Genomic DNA, 20,500 nt, shown 5'->3' on the forward strand with positions numbered 1-20,500 from the left:
TCCGCACAGCAGAATCAGCGCCCATATCGGCTCACGGGGCTTAGGCTCCGGGCGAATGCGCGCGGGTATGCTTCAGCGCGTGGAACCCAGGCGCGACAACACCGGCAACCGCAGGGGGCGGCGCTCCCGGGAGGAGATCCTCGAGGTCGCGTCACGCCTGATGGCCGAACGCGGATACGCGGCCACCACGCTGTCGGAGCTCAGCCGGGAGTCGGGGCTGCCCAAGAGCGCGGTCTACCACCACTTCCGCTCCAAGGGCGGACTGCTCTCCGCGGTGATGGAGCACGGTGCCTATGCGTTCTTCCAGCACATGGCCCGGGCGCAGCAGCATCCCCCGCGCGAGGGGAGCGCACGGGAGCGGCTGGGCTGGTACCTCCGGCGCACCGGGGAGGTCTTCCTGGCCAACCCGGACTTCCTGCGGCTGCACCTGATCCTGGTGATGAACGCCGAGGCGGCGGAGGCCGCGGAGGTCGAGCGGATCATCGAACGGGTGCGGCGGGACGGCCGCGCGCATATGAACCATATGATCGCCGACTCGTTCGCCGAGTACGGCCCGGAGATCGCACAGACCGTGGCCGACCGGCTGGACTACTTCGCCATCGCGGGCTTCGACGGGGCCTTCGTCGCCTGGCAGGCCGACCCCTCCCGCTCGATGGCCGAGGCGATGGACCTGCTCACCGACGCGGTCGCAGCCCTCGGCGAGTCCATGGCCGCGGGCCTGCGCCCCTGACGGCGGGCCGAACGTCTCGCGGGTGCCGGCCCGTCACCCGAGGAGACGGCGGATCAGTGCTGCTCGGCCAGATCGTCCTCCAGGGCGCGTGCCGCGGCGCTCAGGGCCGTGACCAGGGACTGGAGGCGGTGCGGGTCGTAGCGCACGCCGGGCATCGAGACGGAGAGGCCGGCCAGCGCGGTGCCGTCCCGGTCGCGCACCGGTACGCCGACGGCGATCAGACCCCGCTCGGAGCGTTCCTTGTTGACGGCGAACCCGTTGCGCCGCAGCTTTTTCAGCTCCGCGCGCAGGCGGGCGAGGTCCGGTCGGTCGGCCGGGCGGTCACGGTAGCGCTCGGCGGCGTACACCTCGTCCAGTTCCTCGTCGGAGAGGCCGGCGAGCAGGAGCAGTCCCCCCGTGGTGCGGTGCGCCGGGAACACCATGCCCTCCCGCGAGCCCACCCGCAGGGCCTGCCGGCACTCGACACTGGCGATGAACCGGGCCGTGTCCCCGGTGCGCACCGTGAGGTTCGCGGTCTCGTCGAGCAGGTCGACGACCCGGTGCAGATGGGGCAGGGCAGCCGTGCGCAGCCGCGAGACCAGTGACTGGGAGTGCGCGGCGAGTTCCAGTACCGGTCCCGCGCGGTAGAGGCGGTCCTCGTCCTGCACGGCGAAGTCCCGGTAGACCAGCATCGCCAGGATCCGGTGGGCGGTGGACCGGGCGACGCCCAGGCGCTCGGCGATCTGCGAGACGGTGGCGCCGCCCTCCATCTGCAGGATGGTCGCCGCCCGCAGCGCATGGTCCACGCTGGCGATCGGATAGGGCGGCGGTGTCTTCAGCGGCTTGTCCATGGCATGTCCCCTGATTCTGCTCTCCAGAATATCCATGTTCTCGCACCAGACGCCGCGCACGCTGATGCCGTGACTGAGACCTCCATCGCCCAAGACACCGCCACGGGTTCCCCGGTCCGGCTCCAGGCCGTCGCCGCGGAGGGGCAGCCCGAGGTCACCCCGGCGCTCGAAGAGCTGTACCGGGGCTTCGAACAGGAACTGCTCGTCCCGCTGTGGACCGAGATCGGCGACCTGATGCCGGCCCACCCGCGCTCGCGCGCCGTGCCGCACCTGTGGCGCTGGGAGCGGCTGCGGCGGCTGGCGGACCGGGCCGGCGACCTGGTTCCCGTCGGCCGCGGAGGCGAGCGCCGGGCCATCGCGCTGGCCAACCCCTCCCTCGCCGGCCGGCCCTTCGCCACCCCGACGCTGTGGGCGGCCATCCAGTATCTGATGCCCGGTGAGGACGCCCCGGAGCACCGGCACACCCAGCACGCCTTCCGCTTCGTCGTCGAGGGCTCGGGCGTGTGGACGGTCGTCGGCGGCGACCCGGTGCCGATGAACCGCGGTGACTTCCTCCCGCAGGCGGGCTGGAACTGGCACGCCCACCACAACGCGACCTCCGAGCCGATGGCGTGGATCGACGGTCTTGACATCCCCTTCCAGTACGTCACCGAGGCGCAGTTCTTCGAGTTCGGCCGCGACGAGATCAGCGACGCCGAGCGGATCACTCCGGAGCGGTCGCGCTCCGAGCGCCTGTGGGGCCACCCCGGCCTGCGCCCGCTCTCGGCCGCCCCGCACACGCCGGGCAGCCCGTTGCTGTCGTACAAGTGGGAGTACACCGACGCCGCTCTCCGCGACCAACTCCTGCTGGAGAAGGAGGGCTTCGGCGGCACCCTGGAGCCGGGCCACGCCGCGGTGCGCTACTCCAACCCGCACGACGGTTCCGACGTCCTGCCGACCGTCCGCGCCGAGTTCCACCGCATCGCCCGCGGCGCCGAGACCGCGCCGGTGCGCGAGACCGGTTCGTCGGTCTACCAGGTCTTCGACGGCTCCGGTGTGGTGACCGTCGGCGACACGTCCTGGACGGTGACCCGCGGCGACCTCTTCGTCGTCCCGTCCTGGGAGCCGTTCGCCGCCAGGTCCGAGGCCGGCACGACCGACTCGGACGCGGGAGCCCTCGACCTGTTCCGCTTCTCCGACGCGCCCGTCTTCGAGGCGCTCGACCTCCACCGCACCGACCGCAGCCAGAAGGACGCCTGACGATGAAGCTCGCCACCATCCGCACCCCCGACGGCACCAGGGCGGTCCGTCTCGACGGCGACCTTCTGGTCGACCTCGGGTACGCCGACCTGGGTGAACTGTTCGCCGAGGCCGACTGGCGGGCCACGGCCGCCGCCGCGTCCGGCACCACCTACCCGGTCGAGGGCGCCGACTTCGCGCCGGTCGTGCCCCACCCCTCCAAGATCATCTGTGTCGGGCACAACTACACCGACCACATCAAGGAGATGGGCCGGGAACTGCCGAACTATCCGACCCTCTTCCCCAAGTTCGCCGACACCCTGCTCGGCGCCGGCGACGACATCGTCAAGCCGGCCGAGACCGACGCGCTCGACTGGGAGGTCGAGCTGGCGGTCGTGATCGGCACGGCGGTGCGCCGCGCCGACGAGCAGCAGGCCGCCGACGCCATCGCCGGCTTCACCGTCATGAACGACATCTCGGTGCGCGACTGGCAGTTCCGCACCGTCGAGTGGACCCAGGGCAAGATCTGGGAGGCCTCCACCCCGGTCGGCCCCTATGTCGTCACCCCCGACGAGGTCGGCGGCGTCCGCCCCTCGCTCGAGGTGAAGACGGTCGTCGACGGGCAGGTCATGCAGCAGGACGACACCGGCACGCTGCTGTTCGACCCGGTGTTCCTGGTGCGGTACATCTCCACCGTCATCACCCTGCGCCCCGGCGACATCATCGCCACCGGCACCCCGGCCGGTGTGGGCAACGCCCGCGACCCGAAGGTCTTCCTGCTCCCCGGCGACACCGTGGTCACCGAGATCTCGGGTCTGGGCGCCTGCACCAACAGGGTGGTCGGGGCATGACGGACGCCGTACGGACCCTCGCCGACGCGCGCGCCTGGGCCGGCACGGGCACCGAGTTGGTGCTCGCCGCCGTCGCGGACCTCGACGAGGCCGGCTTCTCGGCCGACAGCGCGCTTCCCGGATGGACCCGCAAGCATCTCGCCGCACATGTCGCCGCGAACGCCGACGCCCTGTGCCACCTGGTGCACTGGGCGGCCACCGGCGAGGAGACGCCGATGTACGCCTCCGCCGAGGAGCGCGCCGCCGGCATCGCCAGGGGCCCGGCCCTGTCGGCCGAGGAGCTGCGGTCCTGGCTGACCGCCTCCGCGCACCGGCTCGCCGAGGGACTCGACGGACTCACCGACGAGCAGTGGCAGCACCAGGTCGTCACCGCCCAGGGCCGTACGGTCCCCGCCACCGAGCTGTTGTGGATGCGCGCCCGCGAGGTGTGCGTCCACGCCGTCGACTTCGCCGTCGGCACCGCCTTCGCCGACCTGCCGGACGGCTTCCTGACCGCACTGGTCGACGAGATCCGCGACAAGCGCGGACCGGCCGACCTGCCCTACGGGCCATTGCCGGAGGTCGCGGCCTGGCTGACCGGTCGCCCGCACTCGCTCGCCGACGCCCCCGAGCTCGGCCCGTGGCTCTGAGGAGTCGAGTCATGTCCCAACCTGATGTGATCGTCGTCGGCGGGGGCCTCGGCGGCCTCGGCGTCGCGTTGTCGCTGACCCGCCGGGGCCAGAGCGTCCGCCTGCTGGAACGCGCCCCGGCCTTCGGCGAGGTCGGCGCCGGCATCCAGCTCGCACCCAACTGCACCCGCATCCTCGACGACTACGGCCTGCTCGAGGAGGCCAAGAGCCTCGGCGTCGTCCCGGACTCCATGGTGATGCGCGACGCCGTCGACGGCACCGAGCTGACCCGGCTCGACCTGCGTCATCTGGAGCAGCGCTACGGCTACCCGTACCTGGTCATCCACCGCAGCGACCTGCACGGTCTGCTGCTGCGCGCGTGCGAACGCGCCGGCGTCGAGCTGATCACCGACGCCCAGGTGACCTCGTACGAGAACACCGACGACGGCGCCCGCGTGACCCTCGCCTCCGGCGAGACCCACGAGGCCGGTGTGGTGATCGCGGCCGACGGGCTGCACTCCCTCGCCCGCAAGCTGCTCGTCGACGACCAGCCCGTCTCCTCGGCGTACGTCGCCTACCGCGGCACCGTGCCCGCCGAACTGCCGCGGGTGCGGTCCGTCGACCTTGCCGAGGTCGTGGTGTACGTCGGTCCCTCCTGCCACTTCGTGCACTACGGCCTGCGCGGCGGCGAGCTGCTCAACCAGGTCGCCGTCTTCGAGTCGCCCAAGGCGCTGGCCGGGCAGGAGGACTGGGGCACGCCCGACGAGCTGGACGCCGCCTTCGCCGAGACCTGCGACTTCGTCCGGGACGGCCTGCCGTTCATGTGGCGGGACAAGTGGTGGCGGATGTTCGACCGCGACCCGATCATGAACTGGGTCCACGGCCGGATCGCACTGCTCGGCGACTCCGCGCACCCGCCGCTGCAGTACATCGCCCAGGGCGCGATCATGGCGATCGAGGACGGCTGGGTGCTGGGCGAGCACGTCGCCCGCAACCGGGCCGCCGACGGCACGGTCGACTGGGACGCCGCCCTCGCCGCCTACCAGGCGGTCCGCCCGGAGCACTGCCGCCGCGTGCTGAGCACCTCCCGCACCTGGGGCGAGCTGTGGCACCTCGACGGCGCCCACCGCGAGCAGCGCAACGCACTGCTGCGCGCCCGCGACACCCACGACTACTCGTTCGTCGACTGGCTGTACGGCCCGACCGCGCTGACACCGGACCAGGAGCCACCCATGTTCACGCCGATCCCGCTGACCTCGGCGGACGGGGAGGTGGGCGGAATGGTCAGGCGCTGACGGTTCCGGCCGCCCTGCCGTGCCGTTCCAGAACGCGGTAGGCGAGCAGCTTGAGCGGGTCGAGGAGCAGGAACTCCGCGAAGGCCCAGCCCCAGGCGAGCCCGACCAGGCTCCAGCCGATGGGCTGCATCAGAAAGCCGGTGAGGGCGATCGCGGTGGCGAGGATCTGGGTGCCGATCACGGCCGTGAGCAGGATCCAGGACGGACGGTAGGACCAGAACGGGCCGCTGGTGCGGGCCAGGAAAACGGTCAGGTGCCCGCTGACGGACAGCTTGAGGTAGATCAGGGTCCGCACCTGGACGTCCGCGAGACCGAGTGGCAGGTGCGTCATCCACACCAGAGCGAACGTCGAGACCAGACCGGCCAGGCCCAGTACGGCGGCGATCGCGGTCACCTCGGTCAGGTCCCAGCGTTCCGGCTTCGCGGAGGGCCGTACCCGGTCGTAGGCGATGGACAGGATGGCCGCGTCGTTGAGGATGGCCAGCAGCACCACTTGGATGGGTGTGACCGGGAAGAACGCGAACACCACGATCGTGGCGGTGACGAAGAGTACGACGCGGATCGTCTCGGTGATCCGGTAGATCGCGTAGTTCTTCATCCGCCGGAACACTTCACGGGAACGGTGGACGGCTTCGACGATCGTCGACAGGCCGGGGGCCAGGAAGACGATGTCGGAGGCCGCGCGGGCCGCGTCGGTGGCGCCGCTGACCGCGATTCCGGCGTCCGCGCGGTGCAGGGCGGGGGCGTCGTTCACGCCGTCCCCGGTCATGCCGACGATATGGCCGTGTTCCTGCAGGGCTTTCACGATGCGGTACTTGTCCTCGGGCACCACCTGGGCGAATCCGTCGGCCTGCTCCACGGCGTGCGCGAGATCCGCCCCCTCGAGCTGTTCCATCCGCCCGGCGTCCAGCACATCGGTGCCCAGGCCCACCCGTCCGCAGATCTCCCGGGCGATCTCCACCCGGTCACCGGTCACCATCCTGACCTGCACGCCCAGCCGTCCGGCTTCCTGCAGCGTCGCGCGGGAATCCTCGCGCGGCGGATCCTGCAGCCCCAGCATCCCGGTCACGCGCCATCCGCCGCCGTCGGCACAGGCAACGGCCATGGCGCGGAAACCCCGGCTCGCGAAGGAACGCGTCACCTCCTGCACGCGCTGTGCGACCGAGCCGTCGGCCTGTGCGAGGCCGAGGATCGCCTGCACCGCTCCCTTCGCCACGGCTCGTTCCGGTCCCGGGCCCCGCACCTCGGCCCGGGCGAACTTGCGGGCGGAGTCGAACGGTGTGAAGCCGGTGACCTCCCAGCCCGCCGGCCGGTCGGTGTCGCACGCCTGGAGGATCGCCTCGTCGACGGGGTCACCGCCACCCCGGTCCGCGGTGAGGGCCGCCTGCCGGAGCACCCGCGCCTCGTCCATCCCCTGCTCGAGTACGACGACGTCGGCGACCGCCAGCTCGTTGCGGGTGATCGTGCCGGTCTTGTCGGCGCACAGCACATCGACGCCGGCCATCTCCTCCACCGCCGGCAGATGGCTGACCACCGCCTCCCGTTTGGCCAGGTACCGGGCTCCGACGGCCATCGTCACCGACAGCACAGCAGGCAGCGCCACCGGAACGGAGGCGATGACCACCACCAGCGCGAACTCCAGCGTGCGACTCACGCCGCTCCCGCGCAGCAGCGACACCGCGATGATCACGGCCACCAGTCCGAGTGCGAGAAGACTCAGATACCTTCCGATGCGGATGACCGCGCGCTGGAAGTGACTCACCGGTGCCGCCCGTCCCGCCAGCCGGGCGGTGCGACCGAACTCCGTGTCCGCGCCCGTGGCCAGCACACGCACCACCGGCCCGCCCCGCGACACCGCCGACCCCGAGTACACGTCGTCGCCGGGACCCTTGGTCACCGGCAGCGATTCCCCGGTCAGCGCCGACTCGTCCGCCTCACCCTCGCCCTCCACCACCGTCCCGTCCGCGGGCACCACATCCCCACGGCCGACCCGCACCAGATCCCCGGGAACCAGCTCGGAGGCCGCCACCGTCGTCCACGCCCCGTCCCGCTTGACCTGCGCCACCTTGGCCAACCGCTCCTTGAGCGCGGCGATCGCGTTCTGCGCCTGGTGCTCCTCCCAGAACCCCACGACCCCGTTGAGGAGCAGCAACGCCAGAATGATCGCGAAGTCCGCCCACCGGCCGGTCGCCGCCGTCAACGCCAGAGCGGCCTCGATCATCCATGGAATCGGACCCCAGAAGTGCGACAGCAGCTCCAGGACGACGCTGCGTTCCTCCTCCTCGATGACATTGGGTCCGTAACGTTCCCGCCGCGCCTTCGCCTGCGCGGATTCCAGTCCCGCATCGGCGCTCCCGCGCACGTCCGCCTGCCGGTCGTCCGCGGTGCGCTGATCGCACACCGCGTGCCCTTGGTTCCTGTTCCCGCGTGTCGCGGCGCGATCATCGCTCCCAGCCGCAGATCCAGGCAATCCGAACCTCTCTTCCACCGGCCGTCTCTGGTCCGGGTGGCAGCGTCCTGACGACAGCAGGGACCGAGCACGCTCTTTGATCGGCGTCCGCCCGGAGTACCGAACCTGGCCCCCGCTGAACACGGTGCGACCCATTCCGGCTCGGCGACGCCCCGCCGTGCCAGCCACCTGCCAGGTAACGCCCGCCACCAGGTGATCGCAACCGTGCGGCAGACGGTCGCCCTGGCGGTGCCGCCGACGGTGGTCGTCTCCTGCTCCGCTGCCGAGCGAGGGGCTGTACCCGCTGCGCACGCTCGCCGGTGCCCTCGTGCTGCACGGTCTTACCACCGTGGTCCACGGTTCCGGCTTCCTGTCCATGTCCGGCGGATCGCCGAAGTGGAGGCAGGGACCCTCCCTTAAACGGGGTGCCACGGGCCCGGCAACCAGGGTCCCTCAGTCCTCTTCGCCGAGGATCTCGTCGTTTGAGTCGAACTGATGGCTGTCGGCGGGCAGGTCGGGGAAGTACGAGCTCTCGGACTCTCCCGTCAGGACGGCCAGGAGAAAGGAGGCGCACTGAGTGGCGTGGTGCTCCCACTCGGGACCGCGCCCCTCGTTGAACAGCACGGTCCACTCGTCCGGGCTCTGCCCCGGCCCGGCGAGCCAGTAGAGCATCGCACCGCTGTCCTCGATGTAGGCCCAGGACAGGACCCGCGTACCCGGCCGGTCGAGTTCCGCCGGCTTCGGCTCGGTCTGCCACAGCCGGGCGAGCACCTTCTCCCGCTCCGCGGACTGGTCCACGAGGTTGTAGTCCTCGTCAGGGCACTCCGGGTCGAACAGCCATACCGTCTCGTCGAAGACGCCGCCTCCGTAGACCTCGACCAGTTCCTTGTAGTCCTCCGGCAACGGCGTGCCGAGCGCCCGTTCGACAGCGTTCCAGTCACGGGTCCTCCGGGGACCGCCCGGCGGAACGATCTCGATGAGCCTGGCTACAGCGGGGTGCATGAGGGGCTTGTCTCCCTGGGGGCGTCATATGCGTTTGGGGACGTTCAGGATAGTGACGATGTTGGTACTGCTGCCGCCCTCGTAGGGAGTGAAGGTGAATCCCTTGTTGCCCCGGGCCTCGACGGTGAGCCCCAGCGGAATGACATCGGCGGGGTTGTTCGTGCGGTAGACGGGCGTGACGGTGTACTCGATCGTCTCACCATGTTTGTCGACCGCTTCCCTGATCTGGTCCTCGATCTTCCGCATGACCGGCGAATTGGCGAACCGGTGCATGGTGACGAAGTTGCGGGGGTCCCGGTTGGAGCCGCCGATCTGAGCGCCGAGCAAGTGCGTCTTGTTGAGCTTCTTGTACTTCTGGTAACCGGGCACATTGACCCGGGGATCGGTCTTGCCGCCGGTCATGTCGGACTCGATCGTCGCGCGCATGGTCGTGGTGCGGCCTCCGGGACCGGGCGCACCGTAGCGGACCCGGCCGCCCCACGTGACGTCGTTCTCGTCGCAGGGAGTGAGGCCCAGCGGGTCGGACAGCGTGTGCGGGTTGTCGACGTAGGCGAAGGAGTTCGGCGCGGGGTCCAGGCCAAGGGGGTCCGAGGTCAGGTAGCGCGCGGTCTCCGGATCGTAGTGACGGAAGTAGTTGTGGTGCAGCCCCGTCTCGGGGTCGTAGTACTGGCCCGGGAACCTGAGCGGCGTGTAGGCGGTGGCGTCGTGGTTCCAGGTAGTTGAGCCCCAGAGAGTCGTGCGGGTGCGCCACGCGATCCTGCCCTCCTCGTCGACGAGTTCGGTGGGAGTGCCGATCTGGTCGGTGACGATGGCGAAGAAGCGCTGGTCGATGATGTCCTGCGGAGCGTCCGCAAGGGACTTGGTCTCGGTCTGCGTGACAGGTGCCTGGCCGTCGTGGTCCCAGGTGAGTGTGACCAGTTCGGCCGCGCCGCTGACCCCGGTGGTCTGCTCCACCAGCGTGGAGCCGTCCCAGACGAACCGGGTTTCCTCGGTGACAGCGCCGTTTGCGGACAGACGCTGCTTCGCGATGCGCCGCCCGAGGGGGTCGTACAGGTACCGCCAGCAGATGGCGTCAGGGGTGACGACGGAGACGAGCCGGTCCTCGGCGTCCCAGGTGTAACGCCAGGTGTCGGGCTTGCGGGAGAGATGTTTGACCTGCCGGAGCACGCACCGGCCGGCGGCGTCGTGCTCGTAGCGCACGTTGCCGGCGCTGATCAGGCGCGTTCCGGCGTAGCTGCGCGTTCCTCGCGCCTGACTGCCGGGATGCTTCTCCGGCCAGGTCGCCCGCGTCTGGTTTCCGGTCTCGTCGTAGGCGTAGCTCTCGCTCCAGCGTCCGGCCTCTACGGCGCTGACCCGTCCCGCCCGGTCCAGGAGGAACGAGCGCCGGCCAGCGTCCCGGTCGGTGATGCCGGTCAGGAGTCCGTCATGACGGTAGGTGTAGCTGCGCTGGATCGACGGCTGCGCGGTGTCGTGGACGGTGAGTGTCTGGCCGCTCAGGCTGCCGACGGGATGCCAGGTGAAGGCGAGGGTGAATCGGTCGCCGAGGTGCCGCAGCACTTCCCGTCCCGCCGCGTCGTGCTCGAAGGAGAGGGTGCGGCCAGAGAGCGACAGCTCGGCGTAGCGGCCGGCCGTGTCGTAGGAGTACGTTGTCTCGACGCCCCCGGGCGTCCTGCGTAGTGTCCGGCGCCCCGAGGCGTCGCAGTCCGTGGTCAGTGTCCGGCCGTCGATGGTCTCTGCAATGACCCGACCCACCGCGTCGTACGCGTAGGCCAGTGTCCCGTCGGGACCGGCTGCTGAGACGAGCCGCCCGCACGCGTCGTTCCGGAAGACGGTCCTGCGGTCGTCGACGACCTTCTCGATCAGTTGTCCGGACGCGTCGTAGTGGTACTCGACGGTCTGCCCCGCCGCGTTGGTCCGCGCGGTCAGGTCGCCCGTCGCGTCGTAGCGGTATGTCGTCTCGTGCCCGTCGAAGTCGGTCTCCTTCACCAGTTGTCCGGCGGCGTCGTAAACGTACTTCCACACGGCTCCCTGGGGGTTGAGCACCTCGGTCAGCCGGCGTTCGGTGTCATAGCGGAACCGGTGTTCCACGCCGTCCGGGGAGATGCGGGCGACCAGCAGGTCGAAGGGGCCGTGGACGAGTCGCGTACGCCCCCCGACAGCGTCGGTGTGGTCGGTGCAGTTGCCCTCTCCGTCGTACGACCAGGATTCGGTGGCGCCGTTGGCCGCGGTACGTTCTCGCAGTCGGCCCTCCGCGTCCCACACGAGCGTGGTGGTGGCCCCGACCGGGTCGGTGATGCGCGCCGGGCGTCCGAGGGCGTCGCGCAGATAGCGGGTGCGGTTCCCCTGCGCGTCTTCCACGACGGTGGCCAGGCCCGCCGGGTCGGTGTCGATACGGAGTGTGTCGCCCGCGGGCCCGCTGATCACGGCGACGGCGCCCGTCGAATGATGGGTGAACAGGCGAACCGAGCCGTCCGGTCCGGTCAGGGCAGTGCAGTTGCCCCGTGCGTCGAAGTCCTGGACGTAGGCCGCCCCCTGCGGATCGGTGATGCGGACCGGCAGGTGCAACGCGTTGTAGGTCACGTGGCTGCTTGTGCCATCGGGAGCCGTGACCGAGACCAGGGCACCTGCGTCGTCCCACGTCCAGCGGGTGGTACGACCCAGAGGGTCAGTGCGGGAGAGCAGTTGGTCGTGGTGGTCCCAGGTCTGGGTGATGGTGTGTCCGAGCGGATCGGTGATCGCGACGATCTGCCCACGCCGGTTGGCCCGGTAGATCGTCGTATCGCCGAGTGAATCGGTGTACGTGGCGGTGCTGGTGCCGTCGTCCTGGCGCTCGCCGTAGGTCAGGCGGGAGTTGAGGACGCCGTCGGTCCCACGGGTCTCGATCACACGTCCCCCGGCGTCGTAGACGTAGGCGAACTCGGTGTCGTTGGAGTCCCGCCACCCCGTCACGCGGTGGGCGCTGTCGTAGGTGAACCGCGTGGGTGCGTCGACCGCGTTGCGGACTTCGCCCAGGTTCCCGGTCTCGGCGTCGTAGCAGAAGGTGCGCAGGCGTACCGGGTCGTCGTCGGTGAGGGCCCACAGCGCGGTGATGCGCTGCTGGTCGTCGTGGTCGACGCGTATGCGGTAACCACCGCCGTGGGTGACGGTGAGCGGCACACCGTTGTCGTCGCGTTCGACGGAGACGTGGTTGCCGTTGCGGTCCTCGACGCCGACCAGCCACCACGGTCCGCCCTGCGCCCTTCCGGCTTCGAACTGGCGCGTGAGTCCTGAGTGCGGATCCTCCACCGTCAGGACGTAACCGCTGCCGCGGCTCACATAGGTCAGCGGGAGACGGACGCCCTCGGCGGGCCCCACCCGGTCGCCGGGCAGGTCGGGCATACGCGGATAGGCGAGTGCGGACCCGTCCTCCCGGTACCACCAGTATCCGCCCAGAGCGTCGTCCTGCTGGATCCGTTCGTCGAGGGTGGAGGCCCAGGACGGGCCGAAGAAGCGGCCTGCTTCGTAGCCGGAGAGATGGGCGCGGTGCAGTTTCAGGGGCAGGACACCCGGCAACGCCACATCCTTCTGGGCAAGCACCATCTGGCCGCTGGACATGTCGATCGGGTCGCCGCACAGCTGCTTGGCGTCCAGCTCACGGGCCTGCCGGGAAAGTTTCGACGAGTCGATCTTCAGGCCGGGGTCGGGCTTGCGGCCGGACGAGGGGGTGCCGTGGTGGCCGCCTGAACGTTCGCCTGACTTGCTGGAATTGACGTGGACGCTGTTGGCCCGGCGGCCGGCGTCGATGTCGTTGCCCTTGTGTAGACGGGAGGTGGCCTTCACACGGTCCGGGACATTCTCGGCGATATGCTTGACGACTTTCTTGACGGCCTTCTCCGAGCCCTTGAGGGCGCCTTCCAGCACCGACTCGAAGGGCGCGGTGAAGGCGTCCTTGCCCTTGGTGCGGCCGAAGTGGCCTTTGGCCCGCTCCAGCGGGTCGGTGACGGCGCTGTGCAAGTCACCGCCGTGCCGGGAGACCTTGTCGGCGCCGTCCTCGAACTCGACATGGTCGATGAACAGGTCCACCCCGCGGCCCGGGCCTCCACCGGCGGACGCGAGCATCATGGCCCCGCCTCCGGCCGAGGCCAGCTGCATGCCGCCGTGGCCGTGCTTGCCGGAGCCACCACCGCCACCTGCGTCCGGCTCGGGGGGTAGCGAGAACGCGCCATCGGCCAGGTCCAGGACTGCGTCCTCGACCATCTTCTCCAGCTTGGCGTTGACCGGTTCGGTCACTCGGGCCACCAGCTCGTCCACGATGCGGTCGGCGGCCTCGTCGACGATCCGCTTCACCGCCTGCCGCATCGCCGTGATCTCGGCAGCGCCCAGCAGCGCCGACAGGCCGCCGGTGAACGCGGCGAGGCCCAGGGAGATACCCACCGAGGCGGCCATCGCACCGAGTTCGATCTCGGCCTTGATCTTCATGCCGTAGATGACGTCCGCGACGACATCGCACGCCTCCGCGAACAGCCGCGCCAGCTCCGGGATCTTGTCGAGATGCCCAGCCTTCACGTGCGACCAGTGCTTCTGCATCGCATCGACGGCCCAGCCCTGCGAGGAGGACAGGATCCGGGCTACCGCCTGGTGGGCGTCGCCGCTCTTGCCCTCGAAATTGTCGGCGAACTCCCGCATGGACGCGGCCATTTCGCGGTAGTCGTCCTCGTCCACGTTCGGGAAGTTGATCCCGATGAAGTCGAGTATCTCGTCCAGCCAACCCGGGACTGTGTAACCCATCCCCCGTGCTCCCCGTTAACCGATCAGGTGTGCGTCGCCCGTGCGAATGATTGGTAGCCAGTGTGCTTGACGTACTATCAGTTCGCTTGGTTCCCGTGTCGGCCGCCGCGCCGGAAACTGTCGAGCTTCGGCCGGTGACCGCCGTACGGTGGACGCCTGCTCGATGAAGAGGGCTACTTCGGGGAGTCCGTCGCCGCGTCGTACGACGAGTCGTCGGCGGAGATGCTCCCGCAGGGTAAAGGCCCCGCCGTGGATCTGCCGGCAACGCTGGCAGGGGACGTGGGCGGACCGCGGAGCCCGGGGTCGGGACCCCGGGCCGGTCGCGCCCCGCCGCTCGCGATGCGTGGTGTCGAGGAGCTCGGCATCGACATGTCCGGGCGAAAGGTCGAGCGGCTGCGAGCCAAGCCCGGCGAGGGCGGGATCGCTGTCACAATCGGGGACTTCGCGACCGCCAAGGTCGAGGGGACCTTTTCGGTCGCCTCGCAGAATGCTCAGGTGAACTGTTTCCGCCACCCCGCCGGCCCATCTGGAGCCCGGCGGGTGTCGCCCAGGCAGAAGGCCGTGCCGTTCCGGTCGGGCGAGGGCGGCTCGGGCGATCTGCACGACGTGGCCAGTCAGTCAATGCGCGCGCATCAGCTCCACCGCCTACGTACGCGTCAGCGCTGGATCAATGAAGACGGGCATGTCGTGGTCGACGTTCACTACCCGTCCCTGGAGGCGGCCGGGCGCGACGAGCTGACGGCGTATGCCGACCATCTTCTGACGGCGGCACGGGGGCAGCTGCTCAGCCCCTTTGTTCCCGTGTCCTTCCCCTCGCTCATGGGCGGCACGCACGACGATGACCTACGGGCGGGACTGCTCGGTCTCCTCGACACGGTGCGCGGTGTCCTCTGCTCCAGTGCGCGGTTGCGCACATGGGGTCACTACGCCATGACTCGGAACTCTCTCGCGGAATGCTGGCGGGACACCGGGCCGCTGGGCGGCGATCGTGACCCGGTGCGGCCTGAGACCTGCCGAGAGGCCGTCGACCTGGCCGAGACGCTGCTGCCCAGCACCCCGGGGGTCACCCGCGCGGCCGTTCTCGTTACGGACACCAACCAGCTGGCATTGTGGCGCACATTGCTGATGGGAACCGAACCCACCTCGGCCGCCCCTGTGGTGCTGCGTCGCCACGACCGGCGCAGCCTGCGAGGCTGGGCTCAGCGTGTCAACATGTTCCACACGGAGGACCGTCTGGATCGACTCCATGAGTTGACGGGCGGTTGGCCGCTCCTGGTCAACCGAGCACATCACCTGCATGGCGAACTGGGCGATCCCGATGAGGTTTTGCGCCGTCTGGCGGATCTCCGCACGGACCGGGCTGAGGCCCGCTCCTTCGTCGAGGCGGCCGGCGTGTACGCTGACCCGCTACTTGCCGGTGGGTACCGGGCCCTCGATGACGAGTTCAAGGACGGCGCGTTCGATCTGGAGGGCGCGGTGACCGCTGTGGCGCTCAAGATCGAGGACGAGGACGAGGACGAGGCGCGGTGGATCGTCAACTGTCTTGACGCGCTTCAGGTATTAGACCGCAAGGACACCCAATGGCGCCTGGAGCCGCTGTTGCGACACTGCGTGGCGCTCCGCGTGTGACAGCGTGTGATACCGGTCCGGCCGCCCGTATGTCTGGGCGGCCGGACGCTGAGGCCCTGGAGGCAAGGACGAATGGGGGCGCAGAAGGGACGATCCCAGCTGATCACCCGTGCCGTTGGGAGGTGGCTTGTCCGGAGCGATTGGTACGACAAAGTTGCGGCCGACTGTTTCTTGCCTGACCACTCTTGGCTCTAGCTCTAACCGTTTGTAGCTGTCATCTCATTCGGACACGCTCAACCTGTATCCGTATCATGGCCTCTTCGAGGGGACGGGTAGCGAGGTCATCAGCCCCAACCCACAGCCCAGGCGCGGCGAGTGGTGATGTGGAGTCGTCGGGCGCGCTAGTGAGCTGGCTGTCGTAGCCCGTTTCTATGTGGAGCGCGTGGCGATTCTGGAGCCGGTGAAGTCGGGGCCGCTGCCCTGCGGGTTCACCTGCGGCCTCGCGCGGCGGGGTGCGTGGGCGCCGGTCACGGGCTTGACCTTGACATGGTGGCAAGGTGTCCCCTGGGTGGCAGGAGGTGGTTTCGATCAACACGACAGACGGAACCTCGCAGAACGCCCGCCTGGTCGACGCCCTGAGCGCTGTGGACTCTTCGGTTCGGCTTCAGGCGGCCTTGGTGGTCGGCTCGAACCCCGAGGTCGGCTTTCTGGAGGCGCTCGTCGAGCGGTGCGCGGTCGAGCCCGACTTCTTTGTGCGGGACATGCTGACCTGGGCGTTGACCCGTCTTCCGCCGGAGATCACCCTGCCGCGGATGCGTCGGGAACTGGACTCCGAGCGCGCTCGGGCCCGCAGCCAGGCGTTGCACACGCTCTCCAAGATCGGCGACAGGAGTGCATGGGCCTGGATCACGCGTGATCTGCTGCGTGACGCCGAAGACGAGGTCGCGCGGACCGCGTGGCGCGTCGCGGTCGTCCTTGTGCCCGAGGACGAGAAGAAGGGCCTGGTCGACGAGCTGGTCACGCAGCTCGGCCGCGGCGACCGCAGCACGCAGCTGAGTCTGAGCCGGGCCCTCGTCGACCTCGGCGATGTGAGCGAGCTTGCCCTGGCGAGGGCCGCGGCGAGCTCCGATCCGGCGGTGGCCGCGCACGCCGGTGCCACCGAGGTGCTGCGGCGGAATCCGGAGACCGGCTTTGACGCGGCCGTCGACGAGGCGAAGCGGGTCGTGGCCCTCGGCCCGGAACGAGCCGCCACCGCGGAGACCGCGGAATGCTGATCGGTGAGGTGGCCCGCCACTCGGGTGTGAGTCCCCGGATGCTCCGGCACTACGACGCCCTGGGGCTGGTGCGACCGACGGGTCGCACCGTCGGCGGCTACCGCGAGTACTGCGCCGAGGATGTCCGCAGGATCTTCCACGTGGAGAGCCTGCGGTCCCTCGGGCTCTCGCTCAAGCAGATCGGGCGCGCGCTGGAGGACCCGGACTTCACGCCGTCCGCCCTGGTCAGCGACCTCATCCGGTGGACGGAAGACCGCCTGGAACGGGAACAGGAACTGCTGGAGCGGCTCCGCGCCGTCGATGCCTCAGCACCCACCGGCTGGCAGGACGTCCTGCGCATCGTCGAACTCATGCAGGGGCTCGGCTCGACCAGTGCCGCGCGCAGGCAGCAGGCCGTGCTGACCCGGCCGGAGGTCATGTCGGTTCCCGCCGAACTGCTGGCAGGGGCGGTCCTGGCCGAATCCGACCCGCATGTCGCGGGCGCCCTGCGCTGGGCGCTCGCCCGGTCGGGCGGCGACGGTGTGGCGGCACTGGCCGCCGGCGTGCATGCGGAGGACGCCGAGGTCCGGCGACGCGCGGTGCTGGCGATCGCCGAGATGGCCGAGGCTCCGGGGGCGACCGCGGTGCTCGCGGATGCGCTCGGGGATCCGGACACAAGGGTGCACAGGCCTGCCGCTCTGGCGTTGGGCAGGCGGGGCGTGACCGGGGCCGTGCCGACACTCGTCGGCATGGTGGTCGAAGGTTCCAACGACGTCGAAGCGGCGGAGGTCCTGGGAACGCTGTCCCGGGACCCCGGGTGCGCGGACCGGATCATGACCGCACTGACCGGTGAACTCGCCGCGCCCACCGCGGACTCCGCGACGCGGATACGTCTGACCCAGGCGCTGGTCGAGCTGTCGGGGACCACCGCGCGGCAGGTCCTTCACCGACTGGCCCACGACGACGACCGCGCCGTCGCCCTCGTCGCCTCGGCCTTCGCCACGCTTCTCGACGAGCGGTCTCCCGAAGACCGGGGCGAGGAGGGTTTGCCTCCGTAGTCGGTCCAGGACCGGTGGCATGAGCCGGACATCGATACATGCCACCGGCCGGTTTCCTCATGACGTCACACCAAAGGGCTTGACGAGGCAGGTCAGAAGAGGTTGAGCCGGGCGGTGAGCCTTCCCGGAGGGCGTTGCCGACTCAGCTTGCGTCACGGAATATCGGGGCGGCCGGGGCCGAGGCTGTGCCGAGGGCCAGCATCGCGGCGGTTGTGATGGCGGCAGGTATGTGGTCCGGGGGCATGAGGATGACCGTCCACGGATGAGCCTGACCGTTGCCGCCCGAGTTGCCGATGAGCATCATCGTGATCACCCATGCGACGGGCGCGATGGCAGCCACCTGATGACCCGCTATCCGGCGGGCGCAGAGCATCAGCCCGACCAGGAACGCGGTATTGCGGCCGGCGATGTTCGCAGTCTGGGCGTCGAGGAACACCGTCACGGCATACGCCACGGCAACCGTGGTCAGGACGGTGACCAGGATCAGTGCCTGGTCGAAGCGGAAAACGGGACGACTGCCCGACGCCTCGGCGGCGGGGAGTCTGCTGCTGAGGCAGACCACCAGCCCTATGCAGGCGAAAAGCGGGGCGAAGAGAACCAGGGGGCGGGCGGCGTCGCTGCCCAGGGAGGGAAGATCGACCAGAGTGTCACCGGCTGCCGCGGTCAGCGCGGCATAAGCCGCGAGAGCGGCGGCGAGGACCGGCAACTGTCGGGTTCTCAGCCATATGCGCATCGGATCACGCTCCCGTCTTGACGAAGGTCGGCATGGTTTCCGGAGCAGGTCTGCACTGCTGAAGCAAGGTGACGTTGCGTGTGAACCACGACAGTTGCCTCTCAGGAGACAGCTTCGTCTCCCTGTCCACCACGGGCATGATCTGGGGGTCGGTGGCCAACTTCTGACTGGACTGGCTCTGGATCTCGTCGACGCCCATGCCTGCCTTGACCATGAGCCAGGCCGCGAGCGTGCCCGCATGGCCGCTTCGGACGTCGGACGTCTCGGGGCACGGCGGGATCGGTGGCAGCGCCGACGCCGCGATGCTTGCCTTCATGTCCACGTCGCCCATGTCCCGATAGAGGAACAGCCTCCATGTCCGCGTATCGATGTCGGCTGCCTCGGAGACGAACGCGAGTTCCTCCGGAGGCTCCAGGCCTGCGTCGACGAGGCGCGGCACGACCTCTTTCGCGGCAGCGGCCAGCGGCTCCAAGCTGTCCGCCGCCTCTACCGGGACGCAGATCCTGGGGGAACCGTCCGTGCACACGGGCGAGTCCGTGCGGGCGCGCGGCGGCGGGTCTCCATTCCAGTCACGCACGGGCAGCACGGCTGAGACCGTGAACACGCTCAGGCAGACCAGGAATGCGGTGGCTGCGGCGCCGACGCGTACCACGCGGGGGCGACGCCACCGCGCGATCTCGGCACTGATCAGGACAGCGGCCAGGATGCCCGTGGCCAGCACCATCGGTACGACGAGCGCCACCGGGTTCATGGTGGTGGTGATGTCCCCGTAGGGGGCGTCGAGCCATCCGGTGAGTTCCCGCAGCCACATAGGGTCGACGATCGTGACGGGCATCACGAGGCACAGGTAGTCGACGACAAGAAGCAGTGGTGCGGCCAGAACGCGCGGCAGCAGCATGCCGAGCCCGTAGCCGAGGACGGTGTGGACGGTGATGAGGTATCCGGCCATGGCCAGCACGCCCGGGTGCGGCCAGTCAAATGCCGCGCCGGTCGCCAGGCGCACGGTCACCAGACAGACCACGACCGCCGCCACTCCGAGGAGTACCACGGGCCACAGCGCGCTGATCGCAATCGCGTATCTGCCTCGCACGGGCGCCAGCCGATGGACCTCTGCCCTCCTCAGCCGTCCGGCTTCCCAGGCTGCGCAGGCCGCGCAAGCGGGGGCGTAAAAGGGAAGGGTGTGCCCGACCAGAGCAGTGTTGCCGGCCCAGTAGGCCGGTTCGTTCGCGGCCTCATGACTGCTGACCAGCCACACCCATCCGAAGACCAGAGGAGCGACCCAGACGACGCTGGTGGTCCGCAGTGCTGTTGCTAAGCGCATGCGGCCGCCTCTTCCTCGACAGTGACGTAGTAGGCGGCTTCCGCGAGGCGACCCGGCGCGGTGCCGGGCGGGGCCAGGGCATGGAACTCGCGTACCGCACCCGCGAAGCGGACAGTCCCGCCGTTGAGTACGACCACGTGGTCGTAGGTGTCCTCCAGATCGGCGACGTCGTGAGTGGAGAGCAGTACATGTTGGTCGAGCCCGCCGAGGATCTCGTGGAAGACGCGTCGCTGGCGCGGGTCCATGCCGGCGGTCGGCTCGTCGAGCAGAAGGACTTCGGCCTCGTGCACCAGTGACTGCGCGACGCCGACCCGGCGCTGCTGTCCACCGGACATCCGGTGGACCTTCCGGTCGGCGAAGTCGGCGAGTTCCACCCGCTGGAGAGCGCCGTGAGAGGCGTCCCAGGCGTCTCGGCGATTCATGCCTTTCAGCCAGCCGACATAGGCGACCTGTTCGCGGGCGGTCAGTCGGGGAACCGACTCGATGTGCTGGGGCAGCCAGGCGATGCGCCGACGGAATTCGGCAAGGTCGCCCCGCCGGTCGGTCCTCCGCCCGCCGTGGACCACGGTGCCGGACTGCGGGCGTAGCACCGAAGCAGCCAGCGACAGGACCGTCGACTTGCCGGCGCCGTTGGGGCCGAGGAACACGGTCCGGCCGCGAGGGAAGGCGAAGGTGAAGTCCTCGATGACCGGACTGCGACGGCGATAGCCGAATGCGGCCGAGTGGAAGCCGATGGGCATGGTGCGTGCTCTCTGACGGGGGAAAGCCCGCACCTGCTCGGTGCGGGCGCTGACATACCTCAAATCACCACATATG

At 69.6% G+C, this 20,500-nt stretch carries 15 protein-coding genes; 8 read left to right on the forward strand and 7 right to left on the reverse strand.

Going from position 1 to position 20,500, the window contains the following annotated elements; all coding sequences use genetic code 11:
• Positions 1 to 79: 79 nt before the first annotated feature.
• On the forward strand, positions 80 to 730 hold the full coding sequence (locus CP978_RS25590; RefSeq protein WP_227745444.1) for a TetR/AcrR family transcriptional regulator: 651 nt from the start codon (positions 80 to 82) through the stop codon (positions 728 to 730).
• A 53-nt stretch (positions 731 to 783) separates the two neighbouring features.
• Here CP978_RS25590 and CP978_RS25595 read toward each other — a convergent pair whose 3' ends face one another.
• Positions 784 to 1,560 (reverse strand): IclR family transcriptional regulator, encoded by a 777-nt coding sequence (locus CP978_RS25595; RefSeq protein ID WP_043444673.1) that lies wholly within the window; start codon positions 1,558 to 1,560, stop codon positions 784 to 786.
• A 69-nt stretch (positions 1,561 to 1,629) separates the two neighbouring features.
• Here CP978_RS25595 and CP978_RS25600 point away from each other — a divergent pair, with 69 nt between their 5' ends.
• From CP978_RS25600 to CP978_RS25615, 4 genes are read left to right on the forward strand one after another with little or no spacing between them, the layout of a single operon-like run.
• Positions 1,630 to 2,799, forward strand: a complete 1,170-nt coding sequence (locus CP978_RS25600; RefSeq protein WP_052454277.1) for a cupin domain-containing protein — start codon at positions 1,630 to 1,632, stop codon at positions 2,797 to 2,799.
• A gap of 2 nt (positions 2,800 to 2,801) precedes the next feature.
• Complete coding sequence (locus CP978_RS25605) at positions 2,802 to 3,629, forward strand: fumarylacetoacetate hydrolase family protein (RefSeq protein ID WP_043444675.1); 828 nt, start codon at positions 2,802 to 2,804, stop codon at positions 3,627 to 3,629.
• Positions 3,626 to 4,258, forward strand: coding sequence for a maleylpyruvate isomerase family mycothiol-dependent enzyme (locus CP978_RS25610; RefSeq protein WP_043444677.1), 633 nt, complete (start codon positions 3,626 to 3,628; stop codon positions 4,256 to 4,258). Before CP978_RS25605 ends, CP978_RS25610 begins: the two co-directional genes overlap by 4 nt.
• A gap of 26 nt (positions 4,259 to 4,284) precedes the next feature.
• Positions 4,285 to 5,532: an FAD-dependent oxidoreductase gene (locus CP978_RS25615; protein ID WP_043444679.1), complete on the forward strand. Its 1,248-nt coding sequence runs from the start codon at positions 4,285 to 4,287 to the stop codon at positions 5,530 to 5,532.
• On the opposite strand, the gene CP978_RS25620 is transcribed toward CP978_RS25615, so the two are convergent.
• The 3 genes from CP978_RS25620 to CP978_RS25630 all read right to left on the reverse strand — a co-directional run bounded on the left by CP978_RS25620 (position 5,522) and on the right by CP978_RS25630 (position 13,750).
• Positions 5,522 to 7,933 (reverse strand): plasma-membrane proton-efflux P-type ATPase, encoded by a 2,412-nt coding sequence (locus CP978_RS25620; protein ID WP_043444681.1) that lies wholly within the window; start codon positions 7,931 to 7,933, stop codon positions 5,522 to 5,524. The two genes, CP978_RS25615 and CP978_RS25620, sit on opposite strands and share 11 nt — an antisense overlap.
• 501 nt (positions 7,934 to 8,434) lie before the next feature.
• The gene (locus CP978_RS25625) at positions 8,435 to 8,983 is read right to left on the reverse strand and encodes an SMI1/KNR4 family protein (protein ID WP_043444682.1); all 549 of its coding nucleotides are present in this window, start codon (positions 8,981 to 8,983) and stop codon (positions 8,435 to 8,437) included.
• Positions 8,984 to 9,007: 24 nt separating this feature from the next.
• On the reverse strand, positions 9,008 to 13,750 hold the full coding sequence (locus CP978_RS25630) for an RHS repeat-associated core domain-containing protein (RefSeq protein ID WP_150478310.1): 4,743 nt from the start codon (positions 13,748 to 13,750) through the stop codon (positions 9,008 to 9,010).
• Positions 13,751 to 14,089: 339 nt separating this feature from the next.
• On the opposite strand from CP978_RS25630, the gene CP978_RS35810 reads away from it, so the two are divergent.
• The 3 genes from CP978_RS35810 to CP978_RS25650 all read left to right on the forward strand — a co-directional run bounded on the left by CP978_RS35810 (position 14,090) and on the right by CP978_RS25650 (position 17,630).
• On the forward strand, positions 14,090 to 15,379 hold the full coding sequence (locus CP978_RS35810) for a hypothetical protein (RefSeq protein ID WP_052454278.1): 1,290 nt from the start codon (positions 14,090 to 14,092) through the stop codon (positions 15,377 to 15,379).
• A 527-nt stretch (positions 15,380 to 15,906) separates the two neighbouring features.
• The gene (locus tag CP978_RS25645; RefSeq protein WP_311775065.1) at positions 15,907 to 16,593 is read left to right on the forward strand and encodes a HEAT repeat domain-containing protein; all 687 of its coding nucleotides are present in this window, start codon (positions 15,907 to 15,909) and stop codon (positions 16,591 to 16,593) included.
• On the forward strand, positions 16,587 to 17,630 hold the full coding sequence (locus tag CP978_RS25650) for a MerR family transcriptional regulator (RefSeq protein ID WP_043444686.1): 1,044 nt from the start codon (positions 16,587 to 16,589) through the stop codon (positions 17,628 to 17,630). The genes CP978_RS25645 and CP978_RS25650 overlap by 7 nt, the downstream gene beginning before the upstream one ends.
• A gap of 142 nt (positions 17,631 to 17,772) precedes the next feature.
• On the opposite strand, the gene CP978_RS25655 is transcribed toward CP978_RS25650, so the two are convergent.
• The 3 genes from CP978_RS25655 to CP978_RS25665 all read right to left on the reverse strand — a co-directional run bounded on the left by CP978_RS25655 (position 17,773) and on the right by CP978_RS25665 (position 20,424).
• A complete protein-coding gene (locus tag CP978_RS25655) occupies positions 17,773 to 18,336 on the reverse strand; it encodes a hypothetical protein (protein ID WP_144401490.1) in 564 nt (187 codons plus the stop codon).
• A 31-nt stretch (positions 18,337 to 18,367) separates the two neighbouring features.
• On the reverse strand, positions 18,368 to 19,396 hold the full coding sequence (locus CP978_RS25660; RefSeq protein ID WP_144401491.1) for a DUF7224 domain-containing protein: 1,029 nt from the start codon (positions 19,394 to 19,396) through the stop codon (positions 18,368 to 18,370).
• Positions 19,397 to 19,674: 278 nt separating this feature from the next.
• Positions 19,675 to 20,424: an ABC transporter ATP-binding protein gene (locus CP978_RS25665; protein WP_043444689.1), complete on the reverse strand. Its 750-nt coding sequence runs from the start codon at positions 20,422 to 20,424 to the stop codon at positions 19,675 to 19,677.
• Positions 20,425 to 20,500: the final 76 nt, after the last annotated feature.

The organism is Streptomyces nodosus, from assembly GCF_008704995.1.
In the GTDB taxonomy this organism is placed as follows: Bacteria; Actinomycetota; Actinomycetes; order Streptomycetales; family Streptomycetaceae; genus Streptomyces; species Streptomyces nodosus.

Bases quoted from the DNA above. Each gene is read 5' to 3' on its own strand.
- CP978_RS25665 (WP_043444689.1), bottom strand. From the start codon at position 20,424: ATGCCCATCGGCTTCCACTCGGCCGCATTCGGCTATCGCCGTCGCAGT.
- CP978_RS25595 (WP_043444673.1), bottom strand. From the start codon at position 1,560: ATGGACAAGCCGCTGAAGACACCGCCGCCCTATCCGATCGCCAGCGTG.
- CP978_RS25605 (WP_043444675.1), top strand. From the start codon at position 2,802: ATGAAGCTCGCCACCATCCGCACCCCCGACGGCACCAGGGCGGTCCGT.
- CP978_RS25630 (WP_150478310.1), bottom strand. From the start codon at position 13,750: ATGGGTTACACAGTCCCGGGTTGGCTGGACGAGATACTCGACTTCATC.
- CP978_RS25650 (WP_043444686.1), top strand. From the start codon at position 16,587: ATGCTGATCGGTGAGGTGGCCCGCCACTCGGGTGTGAGTCCCCGGATG.
- CP978_RS25610 (WP_043444677.1), top strand. From the start codon at position 3,626: ATGACGGACGCCGTACGGACCCTCGCCGACGCGCGCGCCTGGGCCGGC.
- CP978_RS35810 (WP_052454278.1), top strand. From the start codon at position 14,090: ATGCGTGGTGTCGAGGAGCTCGGCATCGACATGTCCGGGCGAAAGGTC.
- CP978_RS25625 (WP_043444682.1), bottom strand. From the start codon at position 8,983: ATGCACCCCGCTGTAGCCAGGCTCATCGAGATCGTTCCGCCGGGCGGT.